Here is a 19,334-nt window from a genome sequence, read left to right as displayed (position 1 = left end):
GGGCGTTGAGTAGATCCCGGGCAAGCGGCTACCAGGGGCGGATGTTCCAGATCGGCTTTTCCGCCTGGATCGCTGCCCGCTCGGCGCGCAGCGCTCCCTCACGCGTCCAGTGCCACTCCAACTTCGTACGACTGTGGTCGACGTGGTCCCACCACCGGCCGCGGCTGTGGCTCTGCATGCGGGTCTTCAGCGCTCCCGTGACGCCGACGTAAAGCAGCATGCCGCGGTCGTCGAAGAAGCGGTACAGCACCGCCTCGGCCTCGGTCCAGTGCGGAAGGTGGATCTGCTCATGGATCGTCGGCTCGGCGATGTCGTTGAGGCGCATGGTCTCTTCGTGCAGCTTCACTGCATCTCCTCTTGACGAGATAACCGGATCGGGCAAGTTCAGGACGGCCAGCGGTAACGCACCTCGTGCCGGTGCCCCGCCTTCACCATCAGCTGACACTCCACCGGCCGCCCCGACGCCGCGACCGCCACCCGGAACGTGCGCAGGATCGGCACCTCCGTCGGCAGCTCCAACGCCACGAACTCCTCCGACGTCGGCGGCCGGGTCGAGATGACGTCCTCGAACGTCACAGGCTCCACGCCCAGCTCGGCGAGCACCGCCGGTGAGCCGCCCTTGATGAGCCGCTTCCCGGTGAGGGCGGTGCCGGCGGCCAGGTCGAGGGGGTAGAAGGTGCACACCAGCTCGACCGGTTCGTCGTCAATGGAGCCGACCAGCTGCCGGCGCAACACCGGGGTGCCGGGTTCGAGGTTGAACGCGTGGGCGACCTGCACGGGCGCGGGAACTTCGCCGACATCGAGGAGTCGGTAGGAGCCGCGGCGGCCGTGTTCGGCTGCGGCGGTGATCCACGCGTAGGGCTCGCCGGGGGTGTAGGGGCGGGCGTAGTCGGCGGGGGTGATGGTCTGCTGCTGGGTGTCGCGGACGTACACGCCCTTGCCGGGCTTGCCTTCGAGGTAGCCCTCGGCCTTGAGGATGTTCAACGCGTTCTGGATGGTGGCGCCGAAGGTGTCGTAGCGCCTCATCAGCTCGGCGGTTGACGGCAGCTTCGCCTTGGGCGCGAGGTCTCCGGCCATGATCTGCGCGCGGAGTTCGGCGGCGATCTGGTGGGAGCGGGGTCGTGGGTCGCGCGGGGTGGGCATGTCAGCCTGCCTTGCGGACGTAGCGGATGTGGCGGCCGGCGCGCATGACGTTGACGTCGACCTGGTAGGGCTGGCCGGTGTGGTCGAGCAGGATGCGGGTCAGCTTGAGCACGGGCTCGGGCTTCTCCATCGCCATGGTGGTCTGCTCGTAGGGGGTGGCCCAGCGGGTGGTGACGTCTTCGCGCACCTCGGCCGGCTCGTAGCCCAGCTCGGCCAGGTAGCGGGGTGTTCCGCCGGGGATCTTCGCGGGCTGCGCGAGGGCGGTCAGCCCGGCGAGGCTGGCCAGCCAGTACGAGGTGGCGATCTCGACGGGCCAGTCGTCGGCGAGGATGAGTCGCCGACGCAGAACAACCTCGGTGCCCGGCTCGGCGCCGAGGTGCGCGGTGATGTCGGCTAGTGCCGGCTCGGTTCGGGCGTCGAGGATGCGCTGGCTTCCCCGCTGGCCGGTCTCGGCGGCTTCGTTCGCCCAGGCGTCGCCGGCGGTCGGGGTGAGGTACTGGTCGGAGGTGGTCGTCCACCTCGGCTGTCCCATGATCCGGCGCTCCTTCGGCTGGGCTGATCTTTCGCTGAACCTTACTGCCTTATGGCGCAAGTCCTTCGCATGTCGCACTGTACACGTCCTTGCTACCTAGCCTGGTATAGACGTATGGTTGCCGCCATGGACTTCAAGGCCGACATCTACGAGCGCGGCACCCACCGCGGTGTCTGGCGGTTCACCGCCGCCGACGACACCGAGGCGGTGGAGCTGGCCCGACAGCACGCCCTGAGCGTCGGCGCCGATTCGGTGCTGGTGTGGCGGTGCGACGACCTCGGCCGATGCGACTTGATCGACTCGGTGGAGGTGGACCGGTGAATTGGCCGAAGATCCGAACGATCGCCTTCGGCGTTCTCGCTGGCGTCGTCGCGTCCGCTGGAACGATCGCCGTCACCGTCGCTGGCTTCGCGCTCTCTTACGACGCGATCCGCGCGGTTGGCATCGCCTCACGCATCCGCACCGAGTGGGCGTGGCTCCTGCCGGTCTCTGTGGACGGGGCGATGGCCGTGGCGACGATCGCTGCGGTGGTGCTGCGCCGGCTGACCGGCAAGACCGAGTGGTACCCGTGGGCAGTCGTCCTCGTCGGTGCGGCCATCTCGATCGCCTGCAACGGTCTGCACGCCATCCCGCCGGCCGGGGCCGCGCTCGTCATCGAGGAGCGGGAGGTCCGGTTCGCGGTGTCGGCGATCCCGGCGGTGATGCTTGCGCTGTCGGTGCACCTGTTGGTGACGCTCGTCGAGGCGGCCAGCGTGTTCGGCGGCTCGGGTCCCGCGCAGCGGACCGCCGCAGTGGACCAGCCGGCTGAGGTCCATGTCGTCCCGGAGCCGTTGGTGGTGGACCCCGAGCCGGTGGACCCGTGGCAGTGGTCCACCCCGGTCCACGCCGAGCCGGTCCACACCGAGCCGGCCCCGGTCCACACGCCGCCGGTCCACACGCCGCCGGTCCACATCCCGGCGAAGCGGTCCACCGCCCCGAAGCGTGCCGTCCGTTCCACCCGGTCCACGCCGCAGCGTGAGCCCGCGCCGCGGGTGCTGGCGATGGTGGACCAGCTGTGGGTGGACCACCCCGCTGACCAGGACGGTCCGGAGTCGGTGAGTCGGGTGGTGAACCGGTACGGGTGGCGGAAGGCCGACGCGACGGAGGCGGTCCGCATCTACCGGAAGCAGCGCGAGTCGCAGGGTGGTCCGGTCCACGTTCCGGACTCGCCCGCCGAGCTGGACCAGATCAGTGCCTGACCCACAAGCCGCGGTGCCCGGTCCCACCTCCTACAGCCGGGCCGGGCACCGCCTCCAACCCCATCAGGGAGGAACCCACATCATGACAGCGGTCCACCTCGGGGCCTCGCCCCCTACCCCCGCACCCCCACCCCCCACCGGGCGCCGCGCGTCCCGGCACAACAAAACCGCCGCCCGCGTAGGGCGGCGGCTGGTCCGTGCCGGTGATCAAGCTGCCGGTGTGGGCTGGTGGGTCGCCGGGCGGGTCGTCCGCCACCCGTGGGCCTCGGCCGGCGCCGCGGTGACTCTCGCGGCTGCAACCCCCGTGACGGTTGGTCACATCACGCTCGGGGTCGTCGGGTCCTGCGCGGCGATGGGATCGGCGTACTGGGGAGGGCGCGAGCGCCGGCAGTCGCTCGCGATCCTACACACGTCTGCCAAATTCCGGAAGCGGCAGAAGAGGATCCGGCGACGCTGGGTGATGGTGATGACCGACTGTGGATGGGCGAAGCAGCCCGCCGAGGGGTCCACCGTGAAGCGCATGCCGAAGCGCGTGCGGGTCCGGGCGACTCCGCTCGGCGTCACCATCAAGGTGTACGCCGGCGGCGTGAGCCTGTCGGCGGCGGACGTGCGCGGCAAGGCCGACAAGCTGCGTTCGGGGTTCGGTTGCCGGGACGTGAAGGTGACCGACACCGGAGGTGGCTTCCACCTCTGGACACTCACCTTCGATGATCCTTTCCGCCGAATCATCCGTCTCGCCGGCCTCCCCGCCCCGACGAAGCGTCTGTCCGTGGTCGTCGGTCTGGACGAGGACGGCCAGGCGATCGAGAAGGACATGCGCCTACCGAACCTGATCGTCGGCATGCAGGGCGCCGGGAAGTCGTCCGAGGTGTGGGCGACCCTGCACGGGTTGCAGGAGGCGGGGATCCCGCACCGGGTGCGGGTGTTCGACCCGAAGGGCGGGCAGGAGTTCGGCGAGCTGGAGGACTCCGCCTACTACTACGAGCGGAACCCCACGAAGTGGCCGCAGTTCCTGGAGCACGCCATCCGGGCGATGGAGGTCCGGCAGGCGATGCTCCGCAAGGCGGGGCTGCGGAAGAACCCGTTCACCTGGGAGAACCCGCTCGACCTGATGGTCATCGACGAACTGTTGACGGTGCTGGCGATGTCGACCAGCTCGGCGAAGGTGCGGATCGACGGGTCGCAGGTGAAGGCGTCGGACGCGTTCCTGGTGTTCCTGTCGACGGCCCGGGCGGCGGGGTTCGGTGTGCTGGCCTGCTCGCAGCTGTCGCAGAAGTCGACGATCGGTGACGTGCGGGACCTGTTCGGCTACGTCACCTGTCTGCGGGTGACCTCCGACGAGATCGTCAACACGATCCTCGGGCCGGGGTCGTCGAAGTTGTATCCGGCGCACGAGCTGCCGAAGACGGAGGAGACGGCGGGGATCGGGTTCTTCGCGACGGAGACCGGGATCCGGAAGTACCGGGCGGCGTATCCGACGGACGCGGAGCGGCGCCGGGTGGTGCGGCGGATGAAGGCGGACACGGAGCGGTTCCGGCGGCGGGATGTGGAGGTGCAGTCGTGACCGGGCTGGTGATCGGGATGCTGGTCGGGGCGGCGTTGGCCTGGCCGGTGGGGAAGGCGTACGCGCGTGCCCAGCGCGCCTACCGGGATCTGATGGCCACGAAGAAGGCCATCAAGGGGCTGTTCAGGCGGGTCGTTGAGCAGTGGGCGATTGTGCTGAAGTTGGCGGCCGGGTTCGGTCTGCTGTTCGCGCTGGTGTTCACGGCTGGTGTGTGGATGGCGGTCCGGTGAGTCCGCTGGTGGTGTGGCGGTGGGCGACGTACCGGGGTCGTCCTAGCTTCTTCGAGCAGTTCCCGTTGCCGTCGGACTGGAAGCCGCTGGTGACTGGTGAGGGTCGTCCGGGCCGGTTGTGGCAGTGGCTGGTGGTGAACAATCGCGGGGCCGTGGTGTCGGGTGGCACGTTGGTGTTGGACGTGGACTTGGACGTGTACGAGGCCGCGTATGAGGCGATGTGCCGGTTTCAGGCTGACCGGAGCCTGGCTGCGCATGAGCTGCACGGTTTGTGGTGTGCGGCGCGGAAGGCGACGGATCCGAAGGTGGTGGGGGTGGTGGACGGCCGGGACTGGTAGCCCTCAGGACAGCGCTCATTCGCAGGAACTGACCCCCCGATAGGAGAAAAGGCATGCAGCTGTACAGCTACACCGACCCGGACGGCAACATCATCGCCGTCGACCAGGGCGACGACCTCATCCACCTCACCACCAGCGGCAGCGTGACCCTCGACCACACCGCCGCCCGGCACCTCACGGCGGCGCTGGCCGGCAAGCAGGTCCCCGCCGGGCCGATCGTTGCCGGACGCGAGTACCGGCTGCTGCCGGACCCGCAGCGCGCCGACGGACACAACGCGGAGTTCCTGGCCGGCGTGACCCGGGTGATGGCGCTGGAGGGTCCGCGGGTCACCGGCAACGTGGTCGTGATGGCCATCGACGACAGCGACGCCGACGGGATCGGCGATTCGGGTCTGGTGCACCGCCGGTACCTGGCCACCGCCTGAGCACAAAGAAGCGGCCCCCGCCGGAGCGCGAAGCTCCAGCGGGGGCCGCAGTCTGTGCAGCGTGCGGTAGGTCAGGCGGTGCGCTCGTACGCGCCGACCGGCTCCGCGCTACCGGTGGTCGGCTCCACCTGCGGGCGGATCCCGAACAGCGCGAACCCGGCCAGCACCGCCGCCGAGATGGCGCCCGTGACACCGTCGGGCACGTTCATGCCGTACTCCGCGACCAGGGCGGCGCCGGCGGCGACGACACCGGTGAACAGGGCCGGCGCGACCGGCCGGGTGGTGACGGCGATGATGAGCGCCGACACGAACGCGGTGATCGCGGCGGCGGCCCCGGCGTCGATGCCGGGCACGTTGAGGGAGGCCAGCACGGTCAGCGTGGCGCCGATGGCGCCGATGACCAGGGCCGGCTCACGACCGAACAGCTTCACGAGGACTCCTAGGAATCGGGCGGGGACGCGGGGTAGCGTCGCCGGTTGTGGCTGGGATGTCGCAGCTCCGCGAGGCGGGCTGGTTGTACGGGCCTGACGACCCGTGGCTGCCGTTGGCGCTGGTCAGGTTGTTCGAGCACCGGGACGGCAGCGGCCGGTGGGAGATCAGGTTGAACTCGCCGGCCAGCGCGCCGTCGCAGGTGGCCGTGTTCGACGGCGACCAGGCCGAGCGGGATGCGCGGGCCGAGCTGGCGCGGATCTACACCGACGGCGGCCTCGACGGGCAGTGGCGGGTCCGCCGGCCCGACGCCTACTAAAGCCGGCCGGCAGGCTCGCGGTGCGCCTGCTGGGCGCGGTGTAGCAGCACGCACCGCCACACGACCTGGCCCACCAGCGCGGCGAACGTCACGAATGTGACCGTCACCCGACCCGGGTAGTCCGGCCACACCCGCGCCAGGACGATCAGGGACATCAGCAGGCCCAGGTTCGCGGTGAACTGCATGACGTGCCGGCCGCCCGGGTTGTGCCGCCAATCCCCGCCGGTGGTCACCCAGAACGCGACCACGAAGTACCAGCACGCCGCGGCGCCGATCGCGGCGAGCGCCGTGTTCAGGTTGCTCACCGGGACCCCCTCAACGCTTCTGTGATCATCGGCCCGAAGTGGTTGCGGCGGCGCAGTTCAGTCAGCTTCCGGGCGGCCTCGTTGACGGGCGCATCGTCGGCGCGCGCCTCTTCCAGCTGCTCCTTGGCGCGTTCGAGCATCCGGCGTGCTTCCTCGACCGCGCGGGAATCGGGTCTGCGCTTACGACGCCAGATCACGACGGCCTGCCTCCCGTGCCAGCTCCTGGAGCAGGTGCACCGTGAGTTCGGTGTTCGGCAGGAGCTTGGCTACTTGCTCATCTCTTACCCGGATCTGCTCATCCTTGACCTTGATGGTCTCTTTCAGGTCAGCGATCTGGGAGTTCTTGTCGTCGACCCGGTCAGTGTGTGATGACCGTGGGATGAGGCGTCCGAGGGCCATGAGGAGCACGAACACCCCTGCGATTGCCCAGCCGCTTCGGTCGGCGAGTACGTCTCCCGGTATGCCGAGCAGGTCCATCCGCCGCCCCCGTCATGTAGTTGTCGATCGTCGCCTCAGTCCGCCAGTCGGGCGGCGAGTTCGTCGGCGACCTGCCGGGCCAGCTCGGCGGGGATCGCCGCGGCGATGCGCTCCGGCGACAGGCCGGCGAGCACCAGCGGGGCGAGCTGGACGGCGACCTGCTGCTCGTCGACCAGGTCCCGACCTGCCAGCCCGGCCACGTCGGCGCGCACAGCGGCAACCTGGGACGGCATGCCGCGCATCAGGTCGAGGACGGCGCCCATGGTGACGCCGGAGCGGCCGATCTCGCAGCCGTGCAACGCCTCGCGGATGATCGGTATGTCGGCCTTGGTGAGCGGCATGTCGTCTCCCTGGATGAGTCCGATGGTGGTGAGGTAGCGGCGGATCACCGGGGTTTGGTCGCGGCCGGCGCGGATCGCGTCCCGGTGGAAGCTGATGTGCGTGTGGAAGGTGTGGCTGCTGTCGCCGCTCGAACGCTTGCCGAGCCGGTCCCAGCGCCGCACCGTCCGCCCGTCCGGGGAGTAGATGACCTCCCGGATGTCCCGGGTGTCCGCCGTCCCGGCCGCGCACTGGGCGACCAGCCAGGTGGAGAACGTCCGCAGCGTGTGCGTGGCGCCGCCGGAACGCACCGAGAAGGTGCCGATGTCCAGCGCGCAGGCGAACTCGGTCAGGGCGGCGTCCCGCGGGGACTCGCTGACCGAGTAGCCGTACGACCGCTGCTCCGGCCTGCCGAGGTGGTAGGAGTCGCCTTGCCGCTGGTGGGCGGTGTCTCCGACGATGCCCACTTCGACGGACTCAAGGCCGCCTCGGCCGAGGTGCTCCAGCAGCAGCCGGCGGGCGTCGAGCAGCGTCTGCGGTGCGGTCGTGGCCACCAGCTCCTCCTACTTGTGGATGAGGCACTTCGGGGTGTTGGTGCTGGTGCTGCCGTCCATCAGCGCGAACATGTCCGCCACCGAGTGGTAGCCGAACGCGTACAAGCCCTCCGCCGGCGCCCACGACGCGTACGCCCGGCACGCGTTACGCACCCTGTTGGCGGTCTGCGCGTCCGCCGGGTAGTCCCACATCCGGCCCGGCACCTGGTTGAGGCGGGCGTCGTTCCAGTACGGCGGCAGCACCCAGTAGCGGCGGTCCGCCCACGTCACCGGATCGGCCTTGTACAGGTCCCACGACGCCTGGCCGATGTTCCGGTGGTCCGGGTTGTCGTCCACCGTGTGCGAGGGGGCCCACAGGCCGCAGTTCCCCGAGTCCGGGTTGTCGGCCATCACCTTGCCGTGCAGCGCCTTGATGGCCGCCTTCGCCTGCGCGATGGTGACCTGCGTGTCGAGGGGCTCCTCGCCGAGCAGGTCCCAGGCGTAGTGGATCCGGTCGGCCGGCACGCCGAGGCAGCCGAGGGCGGCGCGGATCTCCCGCAGCCGGGCCACGCCCAGGCTGTACGCGTCGAGCGGCTGGTAGCCCTCCACCGGCGGGTTGTGCGGGGCCCCCCACCACGGCGACCACAGACTGCCGTTGATTTTGTCGATGGCGCCGGATGAGGTGCCCTTCGTCATCAGCAGCACGTGCACGTCCCGGCCGGCGGCGACGTGCTCGGCGATGGAGACGCCCGCGCCCAGGGTTTCGTCGTCGGGGTGCGGGACGCAGAAGATCACAGGACGACCCATCGGGCCTGCCTTTCGTAGAGAGGTGAGAGCAGGGGTTCGGCGCAGGTCAGCCGAACGGCAGCACGATCAGCCGGCGCCGCTGGAACGTGCCCGTTCCACCCACGCCGACCTGGTACTTCGCCGTGAACGTGTTCGTTCCGGCGGTCAGCCCGGTGATCGGGAACGCGTAGCTGACCTGGTACAGGTCACCGGACGCGGACGATTCGACGATCACCGCGTTGTCGGTGTTCGCGCCGACGCTCGACGCCCCGGACACGGCCACGCCCATCTGCGCGTTCGCCCCGGCCGTGTTGTTCGACATCAGCGCCGACAGGATGACGAGCGCCGTCGTGCCGGTAGTGATCGTGACCTGCGGGCCCACCGTCCCCAGATCCGTCCACAGCGTGGACGCGGTGGTCTGCGCGGTGATGACCGTGTCCGAGCCGACCACCCGCTCCGCGATCGCGTTCGGCCCCGTGGTCACCATGATGCGGCCCGCGGCAGTCGCCTTCGCTGGCGCCGTCTCCAGCAGGTTGTCACGGACGTGGGTGTTGAACTGCGCGGCGGTGAACACGCTGTTCGCGACTGCCGTCATCGGGGAAACCCAGGCCATCAGACCACCTCGTGCTCTCGCGTCTCATCGATCAGGTCCGCCACCGACTGGCCGCCTGGCACGCCGCAGGCGACGGCCTGACGGTGCCCCGGCGGCGCCCAGTTGCGGGTCTGCGGCACCGGCCTCACAGCTAGGGCCGCCCAGATCGCGGCGGCGTCCTCAGGCCAGGCGACCGGCTGCACCAGCCGACAGTTGGAGCACGACAACACCGCCTGCCCGGCCGTGACCTGCTCGGCGCCGCCGCAGTACGGCCGGCCGCAGTCGGCCACCCAACGCCCGTGATTCACATACGCCTGCGCCACGTCGGCCTCCTGTCAGTTGCCGAGCAGACCGACATCGAACTTGCCCTGCGTCGCGTGGTCGAAGATGAACACCGTGGCGGCGTCATCCCGGCCGGTGTCACCGAAAACGCCCTGGTTGAAGCCTTGACCGGTCGTGTTGAACGTGAACGGGTTCGTGGCCACCTTCGGGATCCGCTCCACCGTGAACGTGGTGACGTGGTCGCCGCGGCCGACAGCGTGTTCGATGCGCTCCACCCAGCAGTCCGCGTCCAGGCCGGTGCCCGAGTCGACGACCCGCACCCGGTCGCTGAGGTCGCGGCCCAACTGCTGCATCAGCCGTGCCGGGATCCCACCGCGGAACGTCACCGTTAGCGTCGGCTGCCGGCGTGCCCGCCCGGCGAGAATGATGTCCGCGATGGCGATCGCATCCGCAAGGCTGGCCAGAGAGGGTTCACGCTCGGACGGCCACGATTGCCGGCTGCCGATATCGCTGATACTGGCCGCGTCCTCCGCGTGGACCTCCACCTCGGTCTGCGTCGCCACCGGGTACGCGCGCACCGCCATCCCGTCGATGACCGCCGGACCGCCCACCGCAGTCACGTACACCGTGGTGGACTGCCCCGACGTCCGCGACAGCGACGTCGTCACCGTCCCCGACGCGGGGGTGTAGTCGACGCCCTCCACCGGCGGGACCGCCCCGAAGAACGGCTCACCGGAGCGGGCGGCCAGGGCGACGGTTTCACCGTCGGCAAGGGACCGCGTTCCGGCCATCTGCCACACGTTCTCCAGCTGCCCAGACGGCACCCTGACGGGGATGCTGTAGGTGACGTCGTTGACGACGTCCCGCCAGCCCGGGTTGTACGACATGGGCGCCGAGTAGCAGGGCTCGACACCACCGGACCGCCATGTCGCCTGCACCGTTTTCGATGCCGCCCGTAGGAGCCGGTGGTGCCGGTCGCGGAACACGAACGTTCCGTTGGTGTCGACCGCGACCCGGCTGCCGGGCCCCTCGGAGTCGAGGATCTGCTGCAGGGCGGCGAACGCGTCGACCCCGTCCGCCCACCACCACGGCAGCGTCGACGCGCCCACGTCGAGGTCCCGCCGGTCCGCCGGCCAGCCCGCCGCGTCGAGCAGCAGCCCGATCGCCGCACCGGTCCGCACCGCCGAGTACAGCGGCGTGGACAGACGAACGTTGCGCAGCCGGGCCAGCCCGTCCAAGGCGGTCACCTGAACGGACCGCTGCTCCAGGGCGGGTTGCAGCTCCACGTCGTCCACGTAGCCGCGCAGCAGCCCGTACGTTGTGCCGCCGTAGGTGGCCCGCACCCGAAGCTCCCGCCCCGACCGGAGCTTCCCCGCCAGCGGCGACGACGCGTTCTCCGGGGTGTAGTCCCGGGAGCGGTTGTCCAGCTCGAAGCCGCCCCGGCCGCCGGCGAGCGGGTCGAACGCGCGGCCGTTCTCCCGCCCATACTGCGCGGTCAGCAGGGTGCCCCGGTCGAACACCCGGGCGGTGACGTCCTCCCCGACGCCGGTGAACAGGCCGTCGCCGGACCAGTCGATACACACCTCGTAGTCCGGCAGACTCATGCCCGGCCCTGCCGTTTCAGGTTGTCCAGCGAGGTGGCCAGCCAGTTCTCCACTTCCGGCTGCGACCCGATAACCCCGTGGTTGGTCAGGGTCACCTGCACCACGGTGGTGCTGCCGCCGGCGCCGACGCCGGGCACGACCCGCTCTGGGCCCCGCTCACCGAAGCTGTAGGAGTTACCGGACCGCAGCCCGTACCCGTACACCGGTTCCTGGATGATCCCGCCGTTCGCCATCGCGATGTGGATGTGGTTGCGGTGCGCCTCCATGAGGCTGTTGTTGAACGAGCCCTTGTTGACGCCGCGGGTGTACGCGTAGTCGCGGCTGTTCGTCCGGTGGATCAGCTCCAAGGGCCGCCTGCCGGCCAACACCCGCGCCAGGGCGTCCTGGTTGTAGCCCATCCAGTCCACCGCCCGCCCCGACCCATGCCACAGCGGATCACCAGGCCGGTACCCGTTGCCGAACTCGCCGGACAGCGGGCCGGTGGCGCGGATCATCGCGACGATGCCCCGCCACACCCCCGAGTCCCCGCGCTGCGCACCCGGGCTCGCCGGCCAATCCCCGAACGCCGGCGTCACCGCCTCCGCGACCTCACGCCGCGACGGGATCCGCGTCTGCCGCACCGTCGTCGGATAGGGCAGACTCACCGCGCCACCACGCGCATACCCGGCCACCTGGCCGGTCGCGTTCATCTCCTCCAGCAGACCTGGATGCTGCTTCTCGATCTGCTGCCGGGACTCCTTGCGGATGACGAACTCGTCGGCGTGCACGATGCCCGCCGGCTCGTACTTGCTGCCCGGCCCCGTCCAACCGCCGGCATGGTAGTCCCGGCCCTGCACCGGCCCCTGGAAGCCCTTCGGGATCGTGCCCTTCTTCAACGCCTGCTGATACGTGTACAGCCGCTCCAGCCGCTCCAGCGCCACCGGGTAGCCGACCAGCGAAATCGCCGCCTTGTAGTCCCCGTCGAACGCGTCAGCCTTACCCTTGGCTTCCTTCAGCTTCTTGTCCGCCTCGGTCGCCCCGGGCGCAGACGCATTCGCCTTGTACTCGCCGTCGTACTTCTCGGCATCCGACTTAGCCGTCCTGAACTGCTTCGCCACGTCCGCGATCTGCTTGTCGGTGAGACCGGCCGCGGACAGCGTCGCCCGCAGCGCAGGAGTCATCTTCCCGTCGAACGCGGCACCCAGTTCACCCGCCTTGCCCTGAAGCTCGATCGCCGCCAACGCCAAGTCCCGGGTAGCAGCCTTGGCCTCGTCCGAGTTACGTCCGTGCTCCTTGACCACCTTCGCCGCATCCTTCTGCGCCTTCGCCAAGCCGTTCTGCGCGTCGATGAAACCGAACACCGGATCGGTCTCGGCCTTCATCTTGCCGGCCAGGTCAGCGAGGGCATCGCGCTGGCCGCGCGCCGCAGCCGCAGCCGCATCAGCGGCGGTCTTGTACTCCAGCGTCTTCCCCGCCAGGTCAGACGTCGGCGCCACCGCCTCCTTGGTGGCGCCCGCCGCGGTCTCGATCGCCGCGGCGTACTGCGGGAACAGCTTCCGCAACTCCTCCACCGACACGCCGGACTTGCCGGCCTCGACGGCGAGCCGGTCGAACGCCTGCCGCGCCGCATCCGCCTTCCCGCTGGACACGAGCTGCGCGAACGCCGAGTCCATCGCGATGACCCGCTCCCGGGTCCGCGTCAGCGACGTGTTCGTCGAGTCCAGCCCAGGCACGACCCCTTCGAGGATGTCCTGGCCCCAGCGCGCGAACTTGCGACGGTCGTTGTCCGTGTCCGCCAGGAACTTCAAGCCCGTGTTCAGGTCAGCCATGTCGCCGCCGAGCACGCGGGCTGCTTCACCAGCCAGCGCCCCCGACTGCCCCCACCGCTCCAAGCCGGTCGCCAGGGCGTCCACCTGCGGGGAAAGGTCACCGACGATCTTATTGACTACCGCGCCCGCGACCTGGAACGCAGCGAACGCCACCGCCGCCCGCCCAGCCCACTTCGACGCCGTCTCCAACCCACGCGCCGCCCGCGCCCCGGCCGGTCCGGTGGCCTCCAGCTCGGCGCGGAAGTCGGCGTTCATGCGGCGGGTCTTCACCCACCCGGCGCCGAGCAGCGTCGTCGCGCCGCCCAACGCGGTGAGCACGACCAGCGTGTTCCCCACCGCCGGCGGTAGCTGCGACAACTCGCCCACGACGCCATCAAGGCCCTGGGTCAGGGTCCGAAGGCCACCGTTCGCGCCGGACGACGACTCGATGGCCAGCGTCTCCAGGGAGCCCTTCAGCCGCTCGATGTCACCGGCGAGGTTGTCGGTCCGCATTCGGGCGGTCTCGGCCGCGTACCCGGCGTCGTTGGTCTTGTCGATCCACTCCTGAATGCCGTCGGCGCCCTGTTCGTACAGCACTGAGGCGGCGCGGATCGCATCGGAACCGAAGATCGTCGCGAGCGCCGAGTTGCGCTGCTCCTGGGTGAGCCCGCCGAGCTTCTCGCGCAACTGCCCGGCCATCTGCGCGATACCGACGAAGTTCCCCGCCGCGTCGTACGCGTTGATGCCCAGCCTTCCCATCAGCGCGGCGGCCTTGTCGGACGGGCTGGCCAGCATCAACAGGGCGGACTTCAGGCTGGTGCCGGAGTCCGAGCCGAGCAGGCCGGCGCTGGCGAACGCCGCCAGCGTGCCCGTGGTGTCCTCCACCGACATGCCCATCTGGTGCGCGACCAGACCGGCCTGCGACAGCGCGTACCCCATGTCGTGCACGGAGCCCTGGGCTTTACCGGCGGCGGCGGCGAGCAGGTCCGCGATGTGTGGCACGTCCGAGCCCTGCAAGTTGAACTGGGTCATCGCGCTGGCCGCGGTCTCGGCGGCCTCGGCGACGTCCAGCCCGCCAGCCGCGGCGAGGTCCAGGGCACCACGTAGGCCACCGCCGAGGATCGCCGCCGTGGACACCCCGGCCTTGGCCAGCTCTTCGACGCCCTGCGCCGCCTCCGTCGCGCTGTACGAGGTGTCCTTCCCGGCCTGAAGCGCGGCAGCGCGCAGCCGCTCGATGTCACCCACCGAGGCGTGCGTCGCCGCGGATACAGCCGACATCTGCTTCTCGAAGTCCATGCCGAACTTCACGGCCGCGCCGGCCAGGCCGAGGAGCCCGGCGCCGGCGACCGCGGCAGAGTCGGCAACCTGATCCAGGTGCCCCGCCCGGGCGGCCTTGTCCATCTCCCCGACGAGGCTGCGGGTGGCGGTACCGGCCTGCTTCAGGCCGTTCATGTACCCGGCGACCTCGGCGGTGAGCTTCACCCCAACGACTCGCAGCGCCATCCCGTCACCCCCTCTTCCGCAGCGTCCACAGCCGGGCACCCGCGTACGGGCTGGGCTTCTTGCCGTCGTCAGCGGCCCGCTGCGCCTCGATCAGCGCGAGTTGCGCGCGGCACGTCGACCGGGCCGCCTCGAACTGCGTGCCGGTCTCCTCCGCCGAGGTGCACTCCTCAAGCGGCCCACCGTGCAGCGGGCACAGCTTCGACCGGTACAGGGCGAGCGCGAGGATCTCCGCCCGGTCCTGCTCGGTCCACTCCGGCTCCCGCACGGTGACCGACCGGACCAGCCGTCCCCGCCGGCTGTAGACATGCGTCGTCGTCTCGACCGGCTCCCGACCGTCGAAGCGGCTGGGTGGGATACCGAGCCGCTCGGCCGCCTCTACTCGGTCCCTGTACCCCGGGTCATCCTGGAGGCGGCGGGCGAGAAAGGGACATCCACGTCCCTGCGGTTCAGCGCCCACGCCGCGTCGGCGAGCGCGTTGAACTGCCGGTCCGTCAACGCCTCACCCAGCGTCGCCCACTCCGCGTCGTCGAGCTGCGGGTCGACCACCGACCGGCGGACCAGCGCCGGCCAGAACGTCTCCGCGTTCACCCCGAGCAGCTTGTCCCGCTCGTCGACCCCGCCCTCGTCGTCCTTGCGCGGGGGGTGCTCGGCGCAGAACGCCATCCACACGTGGTGCGGCATCGCCCGCAGCCGGAAACGGTAGGTGTGCGCCTGCATCTGCTCCCGCAGCGCCTGGATCTGCTCGGCGATCGCCGCCGACCCATCGCCCTCCAGCGACGACGCGGGAACCCGCAGCGCGTCTTCGAGCTGCTGCTCCAGCTCCTCAAACTCGGCGGTCAGGTCACCGCGCAGGCAGATCGGCACCGTCCGCTCGGGCAGCTTCGCGCCGGCGAGCAGCGTCTTGAAGTCGGTCATGACTCTCCTGTCCCGGGTCCCGGATGGGGTGCCCGGCCGGCTCCGGGACAGGACCGGCCGGGCACGCTCAGAGAGATCAGGCGACCGCCGCGCGCAGCGCCGGGCTCGACGTGATCTTCAGGGGGATCTCGTACCGCTCCACCGTGTTCGGCTCCGGGTCCACCCGCGCGACCTCACCGCACAGCGCCGGGTACACCTCCACCTTCTGCGCGCTGGCCCACGCCGTGGACGCGGCCACCGACCGGCGGACCACCACGTAGCCGGCGGCGTCCCGCACCAGCGTGTCGAAGATGGTGTCGGTGCCGGACTGCTTCTTCAGCCGCAGCATCGTGCCGGAGAACGAGGTCCGACCGTTCACCGTGGTGCTGAAGGTGCTGTCCAGCGCCGACGTGTCCACGTCCGCGGTCTCCGGCCGCAGACCCACCAGACCGTCCGCCGTCAACGTCGACTGAAGCAGCATCCCCGCGTTCAGCTCCGTCGTCGTCGGCGCGTTGATGTTGCTGATGGACGGCACCCAGGCGACCCGGGTCTTGCCGTCACTGGTGATGTCGGGCATGAATCAGCTCTCCTTCGGTGCGCCGCTGGCCGGCTTCGAGGTGGTCGGGGACGTGCTGGTGGTACTGGCGGCGGTCGAGGTGGACTGCACGTCGACGAGCTGCGCGTCGTGCAGCACGTCCACCGGCTCTGGCGGCGCCGACGGCTCCCAGCCCAGCGCCCGCCACGTCTCCACCACGTCCGCCGCGAACTGCGCGTGACCGCCGTGGTCGGTGTGCCGCATCCACACCTGGTCGGAGCCGGCCGGCTCCGTGGACTCCGACCAGCCGCGCGGCACCCACCGGTCCCGCTCCTCCGCACCGGTGGCCAGCGCCTTCGCGCCGTACCCGTCGGTCAGCCAGTAGTTCGTCTTCGCCATGACAGGCCCTCTCAGCAGCGGATCAGCTTGTAGGTCACGGAGGTGGTCGCCGAGTAGGTGACCGTCGCGACACCAGTGGACGGGTTGACGTGGCCCGGGCTGAGCCGGAACCACCGGTCCGCGCCGGCCGGCACCGCCTGAGCGACCGCCGTGCCGGCGTTGCCCACCGCGGTGGTGCCGGGGTCCGCGATCGTCACGTTCACCGACGAGCCGGAGCCGTTGATGACCTGGAGCAGCGCCCCGTTCGGGCCGATGTCCGAGGCGGAGATCGTGTCGGAAGACGCCACCGCCGCCGCGGTGATAGCGGTCGCCGTGCTGGTGACCGAGATTGCGGTGAGCAGCGCCATCCGGCGCACCCCCTTCAATGAGAATCCCTACAACCGCGCCCGAACAGGCAGCGGCGCTACTGGCGCACCCCAGGTACGGTGCGCGGCATGACTTCTGAGCAGCACGAATCGCGGTGGTCCCTCACCCACACCGGCAACCGGGTGCTCCTGGCCGTCATCATCGGCCTACTCGTCGGCTGGATCGGCGCGCTCGCCGGTGCCACCGGCACCGCGCACGTCATCGTGTTCGTGCTGGTCTTCGCCATCACCTACGGCGTGCTCACGTTCGTCGCCCGCCGCTAAGCCGGCACCGACTCCAACCGGTAGACGTCAACGCGATCCATCACCAACGTGCCGGTGGACTCGTCACGCTGAGGCGGGCTGCCCTCCTCGCGGCGAATCGGCCAGCACGACCGGCCCGCGATGGACGGGACCACGTCCAGCAGCGCCGCACGGACCCGCTCACCGAGCGCCCGCGCCGCCGCCGCGTTCCCACCCACGCAGTGCACCCACGCACGCAGCACGAACCGCTCCGACGAGCCCTCCAACGCCCTGCTGTCCGGCAGCTCCGGGTCCTCGTCACCGAAGTACACCAGCACGTACGGCGGGGCGGTCTCCTTCGGCACCGCCCCATCCAGAACCCGCAGCGGGTTACCCGGGGCGGCGGCGAGCAGAGCCAGCACAGCGTCCGCGTGCGCCCGCACCGTCATGACCCCTCCAGCAGCCGCGCCGCCAGGTCCTCCAACGCCCGCTCGAACCGCGGCGCCTCAGCCTGACCAGCCGGCAGCATGTGCGGATGCGGAGGGCTGGTCGGCGCACCGTTCTCCAAGATGCTGCCCAGCGAGCCCTGACCCCGCCCCACCTCCGGGCCGATCTCCGCCACCGGCCCCCGCAGGCCCTGACGCAGGTCATAGCCGATCGAATACGGATACCGGCGCACATGCCGGCCGATCCGCTTCGCCCTGTCCTGCGCGTCCTTCTTCACATTGAGGGCCCCTCTGGCGACCACCTGGGTGACCTCCTTCGGCGCCCCCGACAGCGCGCCGTCAAGCTTCGCCACCCACCGATCCAGATCCCGGTGCTCAACTCTGAAGCCCATCAGCTCGTCCGCTCTGTCACACCCAGCCGCCGCGCCGTCGCGTGGGTCTTGTGGGCCAGGTCCCGCACCAGGAACACCCGGCCGACCAGGTCCGGGTCGTGCACCGAGGCGGTCACCTCCACCTCGTCGCCGACTTCCACCCCGACCACCGACATGGGCAGGTGCACCTCCAGCCGCAGCAGCAACTGGTAGTCCTCGCCCGCATCGGACTGGGCGGCCTGCGCGTTCGGCTGCTGCACCCGGCACTTCCCGGCATAGACCGGCTCGTAGGTGACCACGACATTGCCGTCATCATCCGACCCCTCACCGGACGGACGCCGCACCACGCACTGGTCGACCATCAACCGCTCGGCGGCGGCTCGGCCGCGGTGTAGCAGAGCATCCACCCGCGCGCCCCCTTACGGTCTCGACACCACCCCGACAGACGGCCGAACAACCACACCCGCAGGACGGGCCACCGTACCGGTGTACGGACGCGACACCTGCCGGCCCGGCACCGACGTACCCGCGGCGCCGACCAGCACCGGCACCTCCGCCCCATCCGGGGCCACCTCGCCAGCCCATCCCGCCGACGGGCCACCGACCTGAACCGGCAAACCGAGGCCGTCCGGGCTGAGCACCGCACCGAGCAGCACCGGACCGCCCACCGCAGTGGGTACCGCGACGCCGTCCGGGCCGACCTGCACCGACCAGCCCACCGACGGGGCACCAGCGGCGGCCGGGACCACCAGACCGTCCGGCGTGGCCGCAGCCGACCAGCCCACCGCCGGAACGCCAACGGCGACCGGCGACGGCAGGCCGTCAGGGGCCGCTGAGAGCGACCAGGAGACGCCAGGAGACCCCGCCGCCACCGGAAGGGACACCCCGCCCGCAGCGACGCCCAGAGAGCCGTCCACAGCCGGTGAACCCACCGACGTTGGGACCGCCACACCATCCGCAGCGGTGGTCAGCGTGCCGTCCACCGACGGGACACCCAAGTCGACCGGCGCCGCCACGCCGTCAGGGGCGACCGTCGCGTCCACCGACGCCGCCGACACCTCAACGAGCACGCCGACCATCGACGCCGAGCCCGTCGAGGTGACCGACTCCCCGCCGTACGAACCGCCCGCGCCCAGCAACCGATACCCGACGGCCGCCCGCACATTCGCGCTGCCGGTATTCCGCGACGTCGCGTGGTCGACGACCTCCGTGTAAACGCCGTCGAAGGTCAAGTTGGTGGGGATCGTCCCGGACGCCACCCGGGCGTGCGCCGCCACGAACAGCGCCGAGCCGGCACCCACCCCGGACAGGGTCGGCAGGGTCAGCGACGACGCCGACACCACCGCGGTGGAAGCCTGCACAACCGAGGCAGCCCCACGCAGAACCACCAGTTCCCAGCCGCCCGTCACCGACCCCGAGTTGCTGATCGTGGGGGCGGTGTCACCGGACTGCAGCACACGCCACCACACGTACATGCGGCTGTTGCTGCCCTGGTTCACCGGCCACGACCCCGGCACCTCGGTCCAACCGGCACCCGGGTCCATGGTCAGGTTCGTACCCGACACGTGCCCGACCAGCACCGCCACATCCCCAGCCGCCCACCCGGCCGGCAGAGCGGTGTCGAAGCTGGTGCGGGTAGCCGACTCCGAGTTCCCCGCAGCAACATCGAAGTAGGAGACCGCCACAACGCCCTCCCG

The 19,334-nt window shown here is 70.5% G+C and carries 31 protein-coding genes; 8 read left to right on the top strand and 23 right to left on the bottom strand.

Features of this window, described 5'->3' with window-relative positions; translation table 11 throughout:
* Positions 1–28: 28 nt before the first annotated feature.
* Genes ACN27B_RS08845 through ACN27B_RS08835 form a run of 3 tightly spaced genes read right to left on the bottom strand, consistent with a single transcriptional unit; the run spans position 29 to position 1,675 of the window.
* The gene (locus tag ACN27B_RS08845) at positions 29–346 is read right to left on the bottom strand and encodes a GIY-YIG nuclease family protein (RefSeq protein ID WP_422744399.1); all 318 of its coding nucleotides are present in this window, start codon (positions 344–346) and stop codon (positions 29–31) included.
* 38 nt (positions 347–384) lie between these two features.
* A complete protein-coding gene (locus ACN27B_RS08840; RefSeq protein WP_422744397.1) occupies positions 385–1,143 on the bottom strand; it encodes a GntR family transcriptional regulator in 759 nt (252 codons plus the stop codon).
* 1 nt (position 1,144) lies between these two features.
* Positions 1,145–1,675: a UTRA domain-containing protein gene (locus ACN27B_RS08835; protein ID WP_422744395.1), complete on the bottom strand. Its 531-nt coding sequence runs from the start codon at positions 1,673–1,675 to the stop codon at positions 1,145–1,147.
* Between the two features lie 126 nt (positions 1,676–1,801).
* Here ACN27B_RS08835 and ACN27B_RS08830 point away from each other — a divergent pair, with 126 nt between their 5' ends.
* Complete coding sequence (locus tag ACN27B_RS08830; RefSeq protein WP_422744393.1) at positions 1,802–1,996, top strand: hypothetical protein; 195 nt, start codon at positions 1,802–1,804, stop codon at positions 1,994–1,996.
* Positions 1,960–2,913, top strand: a complete 954-nt coding sequence (locus ACN27B_RS08825) for a DUF2637 domain-containing protein (protein ID WP_422744391.1) — start codon at positions 1,960–1,962, stop codon at positions 2,911–2,913. Before ACN27B_RS08830 ends, ACN27B_RS08825 begins: the two co-directional genes overlap by 37 nt.
* A 315-nt stretch (positions 2,914–3,228) precedes the next feature.
* Here the strand turns inward: ACN27B_RS08825 and ACN27B_RS08820 are convergent, their stop codons facing one another.
* Positions 3,229–3,435, bottom strand: coding sequence for a hypothetical protein (locus ACN27B_RS08820; protein WP_422744389.1), 207 nt, complete (start codon positions 3,433–3,435; stop codon positions 3,229–3,231).
* On the opposite strand from ACN27B_RS08820, the gene ACN27B_RS08815 reads away from it, so the two are divergent.
* Genes ACN27B_RS08815 through ACN27B_RS08800 form a run of 4 tightly spaced genes read left to right on the top strand, consistent with a single transcriptional unit; the run spans position 3,434 to position 5,470 of the window.
* Complete coding sequence (locus ACN27B_RS08815) at positions 3,434–4,477, top strand: FtsK/SpoIIIE domain-containing protein (protein ID WP_422744387.1); 1,044 nt, start codon at positions 3,434–3,436, stop codon at positions 4,475–4,477. The genes ACN27B_RS08820 and ACN27B_RS08815 overlap by 2 nt on opposite strands.
* Positions 4,474–4,707 (top strand): hypothetical protein, encoded by a 234-nt coding sequence (locus tag ACN27B_RS08810; protein WP_422744385.1) that lies wholly within the window; start codon positions 4,474–4,476, stop codon positions 4,705–4,707. The genes ACN27B_RS08815 and ACN27B_RS08810 overlap by 4 nt, the downstream gene beginning before the upstream one ends.
* A complete protein-coding gene (locus tag ACN27B_RS08805) occupies positions 4,704–5,045 on the top strand; it encodes a hypothetical protein (protein ID WP_422744383.1) in 342 nt (113 codons plus the stop codon). Before ACN27B_RS08810 ends, ACN27B_RS08805 begins: the two co-directional genes overlap by 4 nt.
* A gap of 53 nt (positions 5,046–5,098) precedes the next feature.
* Positions 5,099–5,470, top strand: a complete 372-nt coding sequence (locus tag ACN27B_RS08800; protein WP_422744381.1) for a hypothetical protein — start codon at positions 5,099–5,101, stop codon at positions 5,468–5,470.
* A gap of 71 nt (positions 5,471–5,541) precedes the next feature.
* On the opposite strand, the gene ACN27B_RS08795 is transcribed toward ACN27B_RS08800, so the two are convergent.
* Positions 5,542–5,901, bottom strand: coding sequence for a hypothetical protein (locus ACN27B_RS08795; protein WP_422744379.1), 360 nt, complete (start codon positions 5,899–5,901; stop codon positions 5,542–5,544).
* 47 nt (positions 5,902–5,948) lie between these two features.
* Here ACN27B_RS08795 and ACN27B_RS08790 point away from each other — a divergent pair, with 47 nt between their 5' ends.
* Complete coding sequence (locus ACN27B_RS08790) at positions 5,949–6,218, top strand: hypothetical protein (protein ID WP_422744377.1); 270 nt, start codon at positions 5,949–5,951, stop codon at positions 6,216–6,218.
* Here the strand turns inward: ACN27B_RS08790 and ACN27B_RS08785 are convergent.
* From ACN27B_RS08785 to ACN27B_RS08720, 14 genes are all read right to left on the bottom strand, one after another.
* Positions 6,215–6,523, bottom strand: a complete 309-nt coding sequence (locus ACN27B_RS08785; protein WP_422744375.1) for a putative phage holin — start codon at positions 6,521–6,523, stop codon at positions 6,215–6,217. The two genes, ACN27B_RS08790 and ACN27B_RS08785, sit on opposite strands and share 4 nt — an antisense overlap.
* Complete coding sequence (locus ACN27B_RS08780) at positions 6,520–6,663, bottom strand: DUF7620 family protein (protein ID WP_422744373.1); 144 nt, start codon at positions 6,661–6,663, stop codon at positions 6,520–6,522. Before ACN27B_RS08780 ends, ACN27B_RS08785 begins: the two co-directional genes overlap by 4 nt.
* Before the next feature lie 40 nt (positions 6,664–6,703).
* Positions 6,704–7,000: a hypothetical protein gene (locus ACN27B_RS08775; RefSeq protein ID WP_422744371.1), complete on the bottom strand. Its 297-nt coding sequence runs from the start codon at positions 6,998–7,000 to the stop codon at positions 6,704–6,706.
* A 35-nt stretch (positions 7,001–7,035) separates the two neighbouring features.
* Positions 7,036–7,872 carry a hypothetical protein gene (locus tag ACN27B_RS08770; RefSeq protein WP_422744369.1) on the bottom strand — a complete coding sequence of 279 codons (837 nt, stop codon included), beginning with the start codon at positions 7,870–7,872 and terminating at the stop codon, positions 7,036–7,038.
* Between the two features lie 9 nt (positions 7,873–7,881).
* Positions 7,882–8,658, bottom strand: coding sequence for a PIG-L deacetylase family protein (locus ACN27B_RS08765; RefSeq protein ID WP_422744367.1), 777 nt, complete (start codon positions 8,656–8,658; stop codon positions 7,882–7,884).
* Between the two features lie 46 nt (positions 8,659–8,704).
* Complete coding sequence (locus ACN27B_RS08760) at positions 8,705–9,211, bottom strand: hypothetical protein (RefSeq protein WP_422744365.1); 507 nt, start codon at positions 9,209–9,211, stop codon at positions 8,705–8,707.
* A gap of 38 nt (positions 9,212–9,249) precedes the next feature.
* Complete coding sequence (locus ACN27B_RS08755; protein WP_422744364.1) at positions 9,250–9,552, bottom strand: hypothetical protein; 303 nt, start codon at positions 9,550–9,552, stop codon at positions 9,250–9,252.
* Positions 9,553–9,564: 12 nt separating this feature from the next.
* On the bottom strand, positions 9,565–11,115 hold the full coding sequence (locus ACN27B_RS08750; protein ID WP_422744362.1) for a hypothetical protein: 1,551 nt from the start codon (positions 11,113–11,115) through the stop codon (positions 9,565–9,567).
* Positions 11,112–14,405: a phage tail tape measure protein gene (locus ACN27B_RS08745; protein ID WP_422744360.1), complete on the bottom strand. Its 3,294-nt coding sequence runs from the start codon at positions 14,403–14,405 to the stop codon at positions 11,112–11,114. Before ACN27B_RS08745 ends, ACN27B_RS08750 begins: the two co-directional genes overlap by 4 nt.
* 4 nt (positions 14,406–14,409) lie before the next feature.
* Positions 14,410–14,670, bottom strand: a complete 261-nt coding sequence (locus ACN27B_RS08740; protein ID WP_422744358.1) for a hypothetical protein — start codon at positions 14,668–14,670, stop codon at positions 14,410–14,412.
* A gap of 110 nt (positions 14,671–14,780) precedes the next feature.
* On the bottom strand, positions 14,781–15,320 hold the full coding sequence (locus ACN27B_RS08735; protein WP_422744357.1) for a hypothetical protein: 540 nt from the start codon (positions 15,318–15,320) through the stop codon (positions 14,781–14,783).
* A 76-nt stretch (positions 15,321–15,396) separates the two neighbouring features.
* Complete coding sequence (locus ACN27B_RS08730) at positions 15,397–15,876, bottom strand: hypothetical protein (protein WP_422744356.1); 480 nt, start codon at positions 15,874–15,876, stop codon at positions 15,397–15,399.
* Positions 15,877–15,879: 3 nt separating this feature from the next.
* Complete coding sequence (locus ACN27B_RS08725; protein WP_422744355.1) at positions 15,880–16,233, bottom strand: hypothetical protein; 354 nt, start codon at positions 16,231–16,233, stop codon at positions 15,880–15,882.
* 11 nt (positions 16,234–16,244) lie between these two features.
* Entirely contained in the window at positions 16,245–16,580 is a 336-nt protein-coding gene (locus ACN27B_RS08720; protein ID WP_422744353.1) for a hypothetical protein, read from the bottom strand.
* Between the two features lie 87 nt (positions 16,581–16,667).
* Here ACN27B_RS08720 and ACN27B_RS08715 point away from each other — a divergent pair, with 87 nt between their 5' ends.
* Entirely contained in the window at positions 16,668–16,862 is a 195-nt protein-coding gene (locus ACN27B_RS08715) for a hypothetical protein (protein ID WP_422744351.1), read from the top strand.
* On the opposite strand, the gene gp17 is transcribed toward ACN27B_RS08715, so the two are convergent.
* The 4 genes from gp17 to ACN27B_RS08695 are packed head-to-tail and all read right to left on the bottom strand — an operon-like array spanning position 16,859 to position 19,322.
* The gene (gene gp17, locus ACN27B_RS08710) at positions 16,859–17,269 is read right to left on the bottom strand and encodes a tail completion protein gp17 (RefSeq protein WP_422744349.1); all 411 of its coding nucleotides are present in this window, start codon (positions 17,267–17,269) and stop codon (positions 16,859–16,861) included. The two genes, ACN27B_RS08715 and gp17, sit on opposite strands and share 4 nt — an antisense overlap.
* Positions 17,266–17,619, bottom strand: coding sequence for a hypothetical protein (locus ACN27B_RS08705; protein WP_422744347.1), 354 nt, complete (start codon positions 17,617–17,619; stop codon positions 17,266–17,268). The genes gp17 and ACN27B_RS08705 overlap by 4 nt, the downstream gene beginning before the upstream one ends.
* Before the next feature lie 38 nt (positions 17,620–17,657).
* Positions 17,658–18,044, bottom strand: coding sequence for a DUF6093 family protein (locus ACN27B_RS08700; RefSeq protein ID WP_422744345.1), 387 nt, complete (start codon positions 18,042–18,044; stop codon positions 17,658–17,660).
* A gap of 12 nt (positions 18,045–18,056) precedes the next feature.
* Positions 18,057–19,322 carry a hypothetical protein gene (locus ACN27B_RS08695; protein ID WP_422744343.1) on the bottom strand — a complete coding sequence of 422 codons (1,266 nt, stop codon included), beginning with the start codon at positions 19,320–19,322 and terminating at the stop codon, positions 18,057–18,059.
* Between the last annotated feature and the right edge of the window lie 12 nt (positions 19,323–19,334).

It is taken from the genome of Micromonospora sp. WMMD754, assembly GCF_049315235.1.
Lineage (GTDB): Bacteria > Actinomycetota > Actinomycetes > Mycobacteriales > Micromonosporaceae > Micromonospora > Micromonospora sediminicola.
This window is presented reverse-complemented; position numbering and strand designations above follow the sequence as displayed.

Excerpts from the sequence above, each read along its gene's own strand:
- ACN27B_RS08840 (WP_422744397.1), bottom strand. The coding sequence starts at position 1,143 with ATGCCCACCCCGCGCGACCCACGACCCCGCTCCCACCAGATCGCCGCC.
- ACN27B_RS08835 (WP_422744395.1), bottom strand. The coding sequence starts at position 1,675 with ATGGGACAGCCGAGGTGGACGACCACCTCCGACCAGTACCTCACCCCG.
- ACN27B_RS08830 (WP_422744393.1), top strand. The coding sequence starts at position 1,802 with ATGGACTTCAAGGCCGACATCTACGAGCGCGGCACCCACCGCGGTGTC.
- ACN27B_RS08825 (WP_422744391.1), top strand. The coding sequence starts at position 1,960 with ATGCGACTTGATCGACTCGGTGGAGGTGGACCGGTGAATTGGCCGAAG.
- ACN27B_RS08815 (WP_422744387.1), top strand. The coding sequence starts at position 3,434 with ATGCCGAAGCGCGTGCGGGTCCGGGCGACTCCGCTCGGCGTCACCATC.
- ACN27B_RS08820 (WP_422744389.1), bottom strand. The coding sequence starts at position 3,435 with ATGCGCTTCACGGTGGACCCCTCGGCGGGCTGCTTCGCCCATCCACAG.
- ACN27B_RS08800 (WP_422744381.1), top strand. The coding sequence starts at position 5,099 with ATGCAGCTGTACAGCTACACCGACCCGGACGGCAACATCATCGCCGTC.
- ACN27B_RS08780 (WP_422744373.1), bottom strand. The coding sequence starts at position 6,663 with ATGCTCGAACGCGCCAAGGAGCAGCTGGAAGAGGCGCGCGCCGACGAT.
- ACN27B_RS08775 (WP_422744371.1), bottom strand. The coding sequence starts at position 7,000 with ATGGACCTGCTCGGCATACCGGGAGACGTACTCGCCGACCGAAGCGGC.
- ACN27B_RS08765 (WP_422744367.1), bottom strand. The coding sequence starts at position 8,658 with ATGGGTCGTCCTGTGATCTTCTGCGTCCCGCACCCCGACGACGAAACC.
- ACN27B_RS08750 (WP_422744362.1), bottom strand. The coding sequence starts at position 11,115 with ATGAGTCTGCCGGACTACGAGGTGTGTATCGACTGGTCCGGCGACGGC.
- ACN27B_RS08745 (WP_422744360.1), bottom strand. The coding sequence starts at position 14,405 with ATGGCGCTGCGAGTCGTTGGGGTGAAGCTCACCGCCGAGGTCGCCGGG.
- ACN27B_RS08735 (WP_422744357.1), bottom strand. The coding sequence starts at position 15,320 with ATGACCGACTTCAAGACGCTGCTCGCCGGCGCGAAGCTGCCCGAGCGG.
- ACN27B_RS08730 (WP_422744356.1), bottom strand. The coding sequence starts at position 15,876 with ATGCCCGACATCACCAGTGACGGCAAGACCCGGGTCGCCTGGGTGCCG.
- ACN27B_RS08725 (WP_422744355.1), bottom strand. The coding sequence starts at position 16,233 with ATGGCGAAGACGAACTACTGGCTGACCGACGGGTACGGCGCGAAGGCG.
- ACN27B_RS08720 (WP_422744353.1), bottom strand. The coding sequence starts at position 16,580 with ATGGCGCTGCTCACCGCAATCTCGGTCACCAGCACGGCGACCGCTATC.
- ACN27B_RS08715 (WP_422744351.1), top strand. The coding sequence starts at position 16,668 with ATGACTTCTGAGCAGCACGAATCGCGGTGGTCCCTCACCCACACCGGC.
- gp17 (WP_422744349.1), bottom strand. The coding sequence starts at position 17,269 with ATGACGGTGCGGGCGCACGCGGACGCTGTGCTGGCTCTGCTCGCCGCC.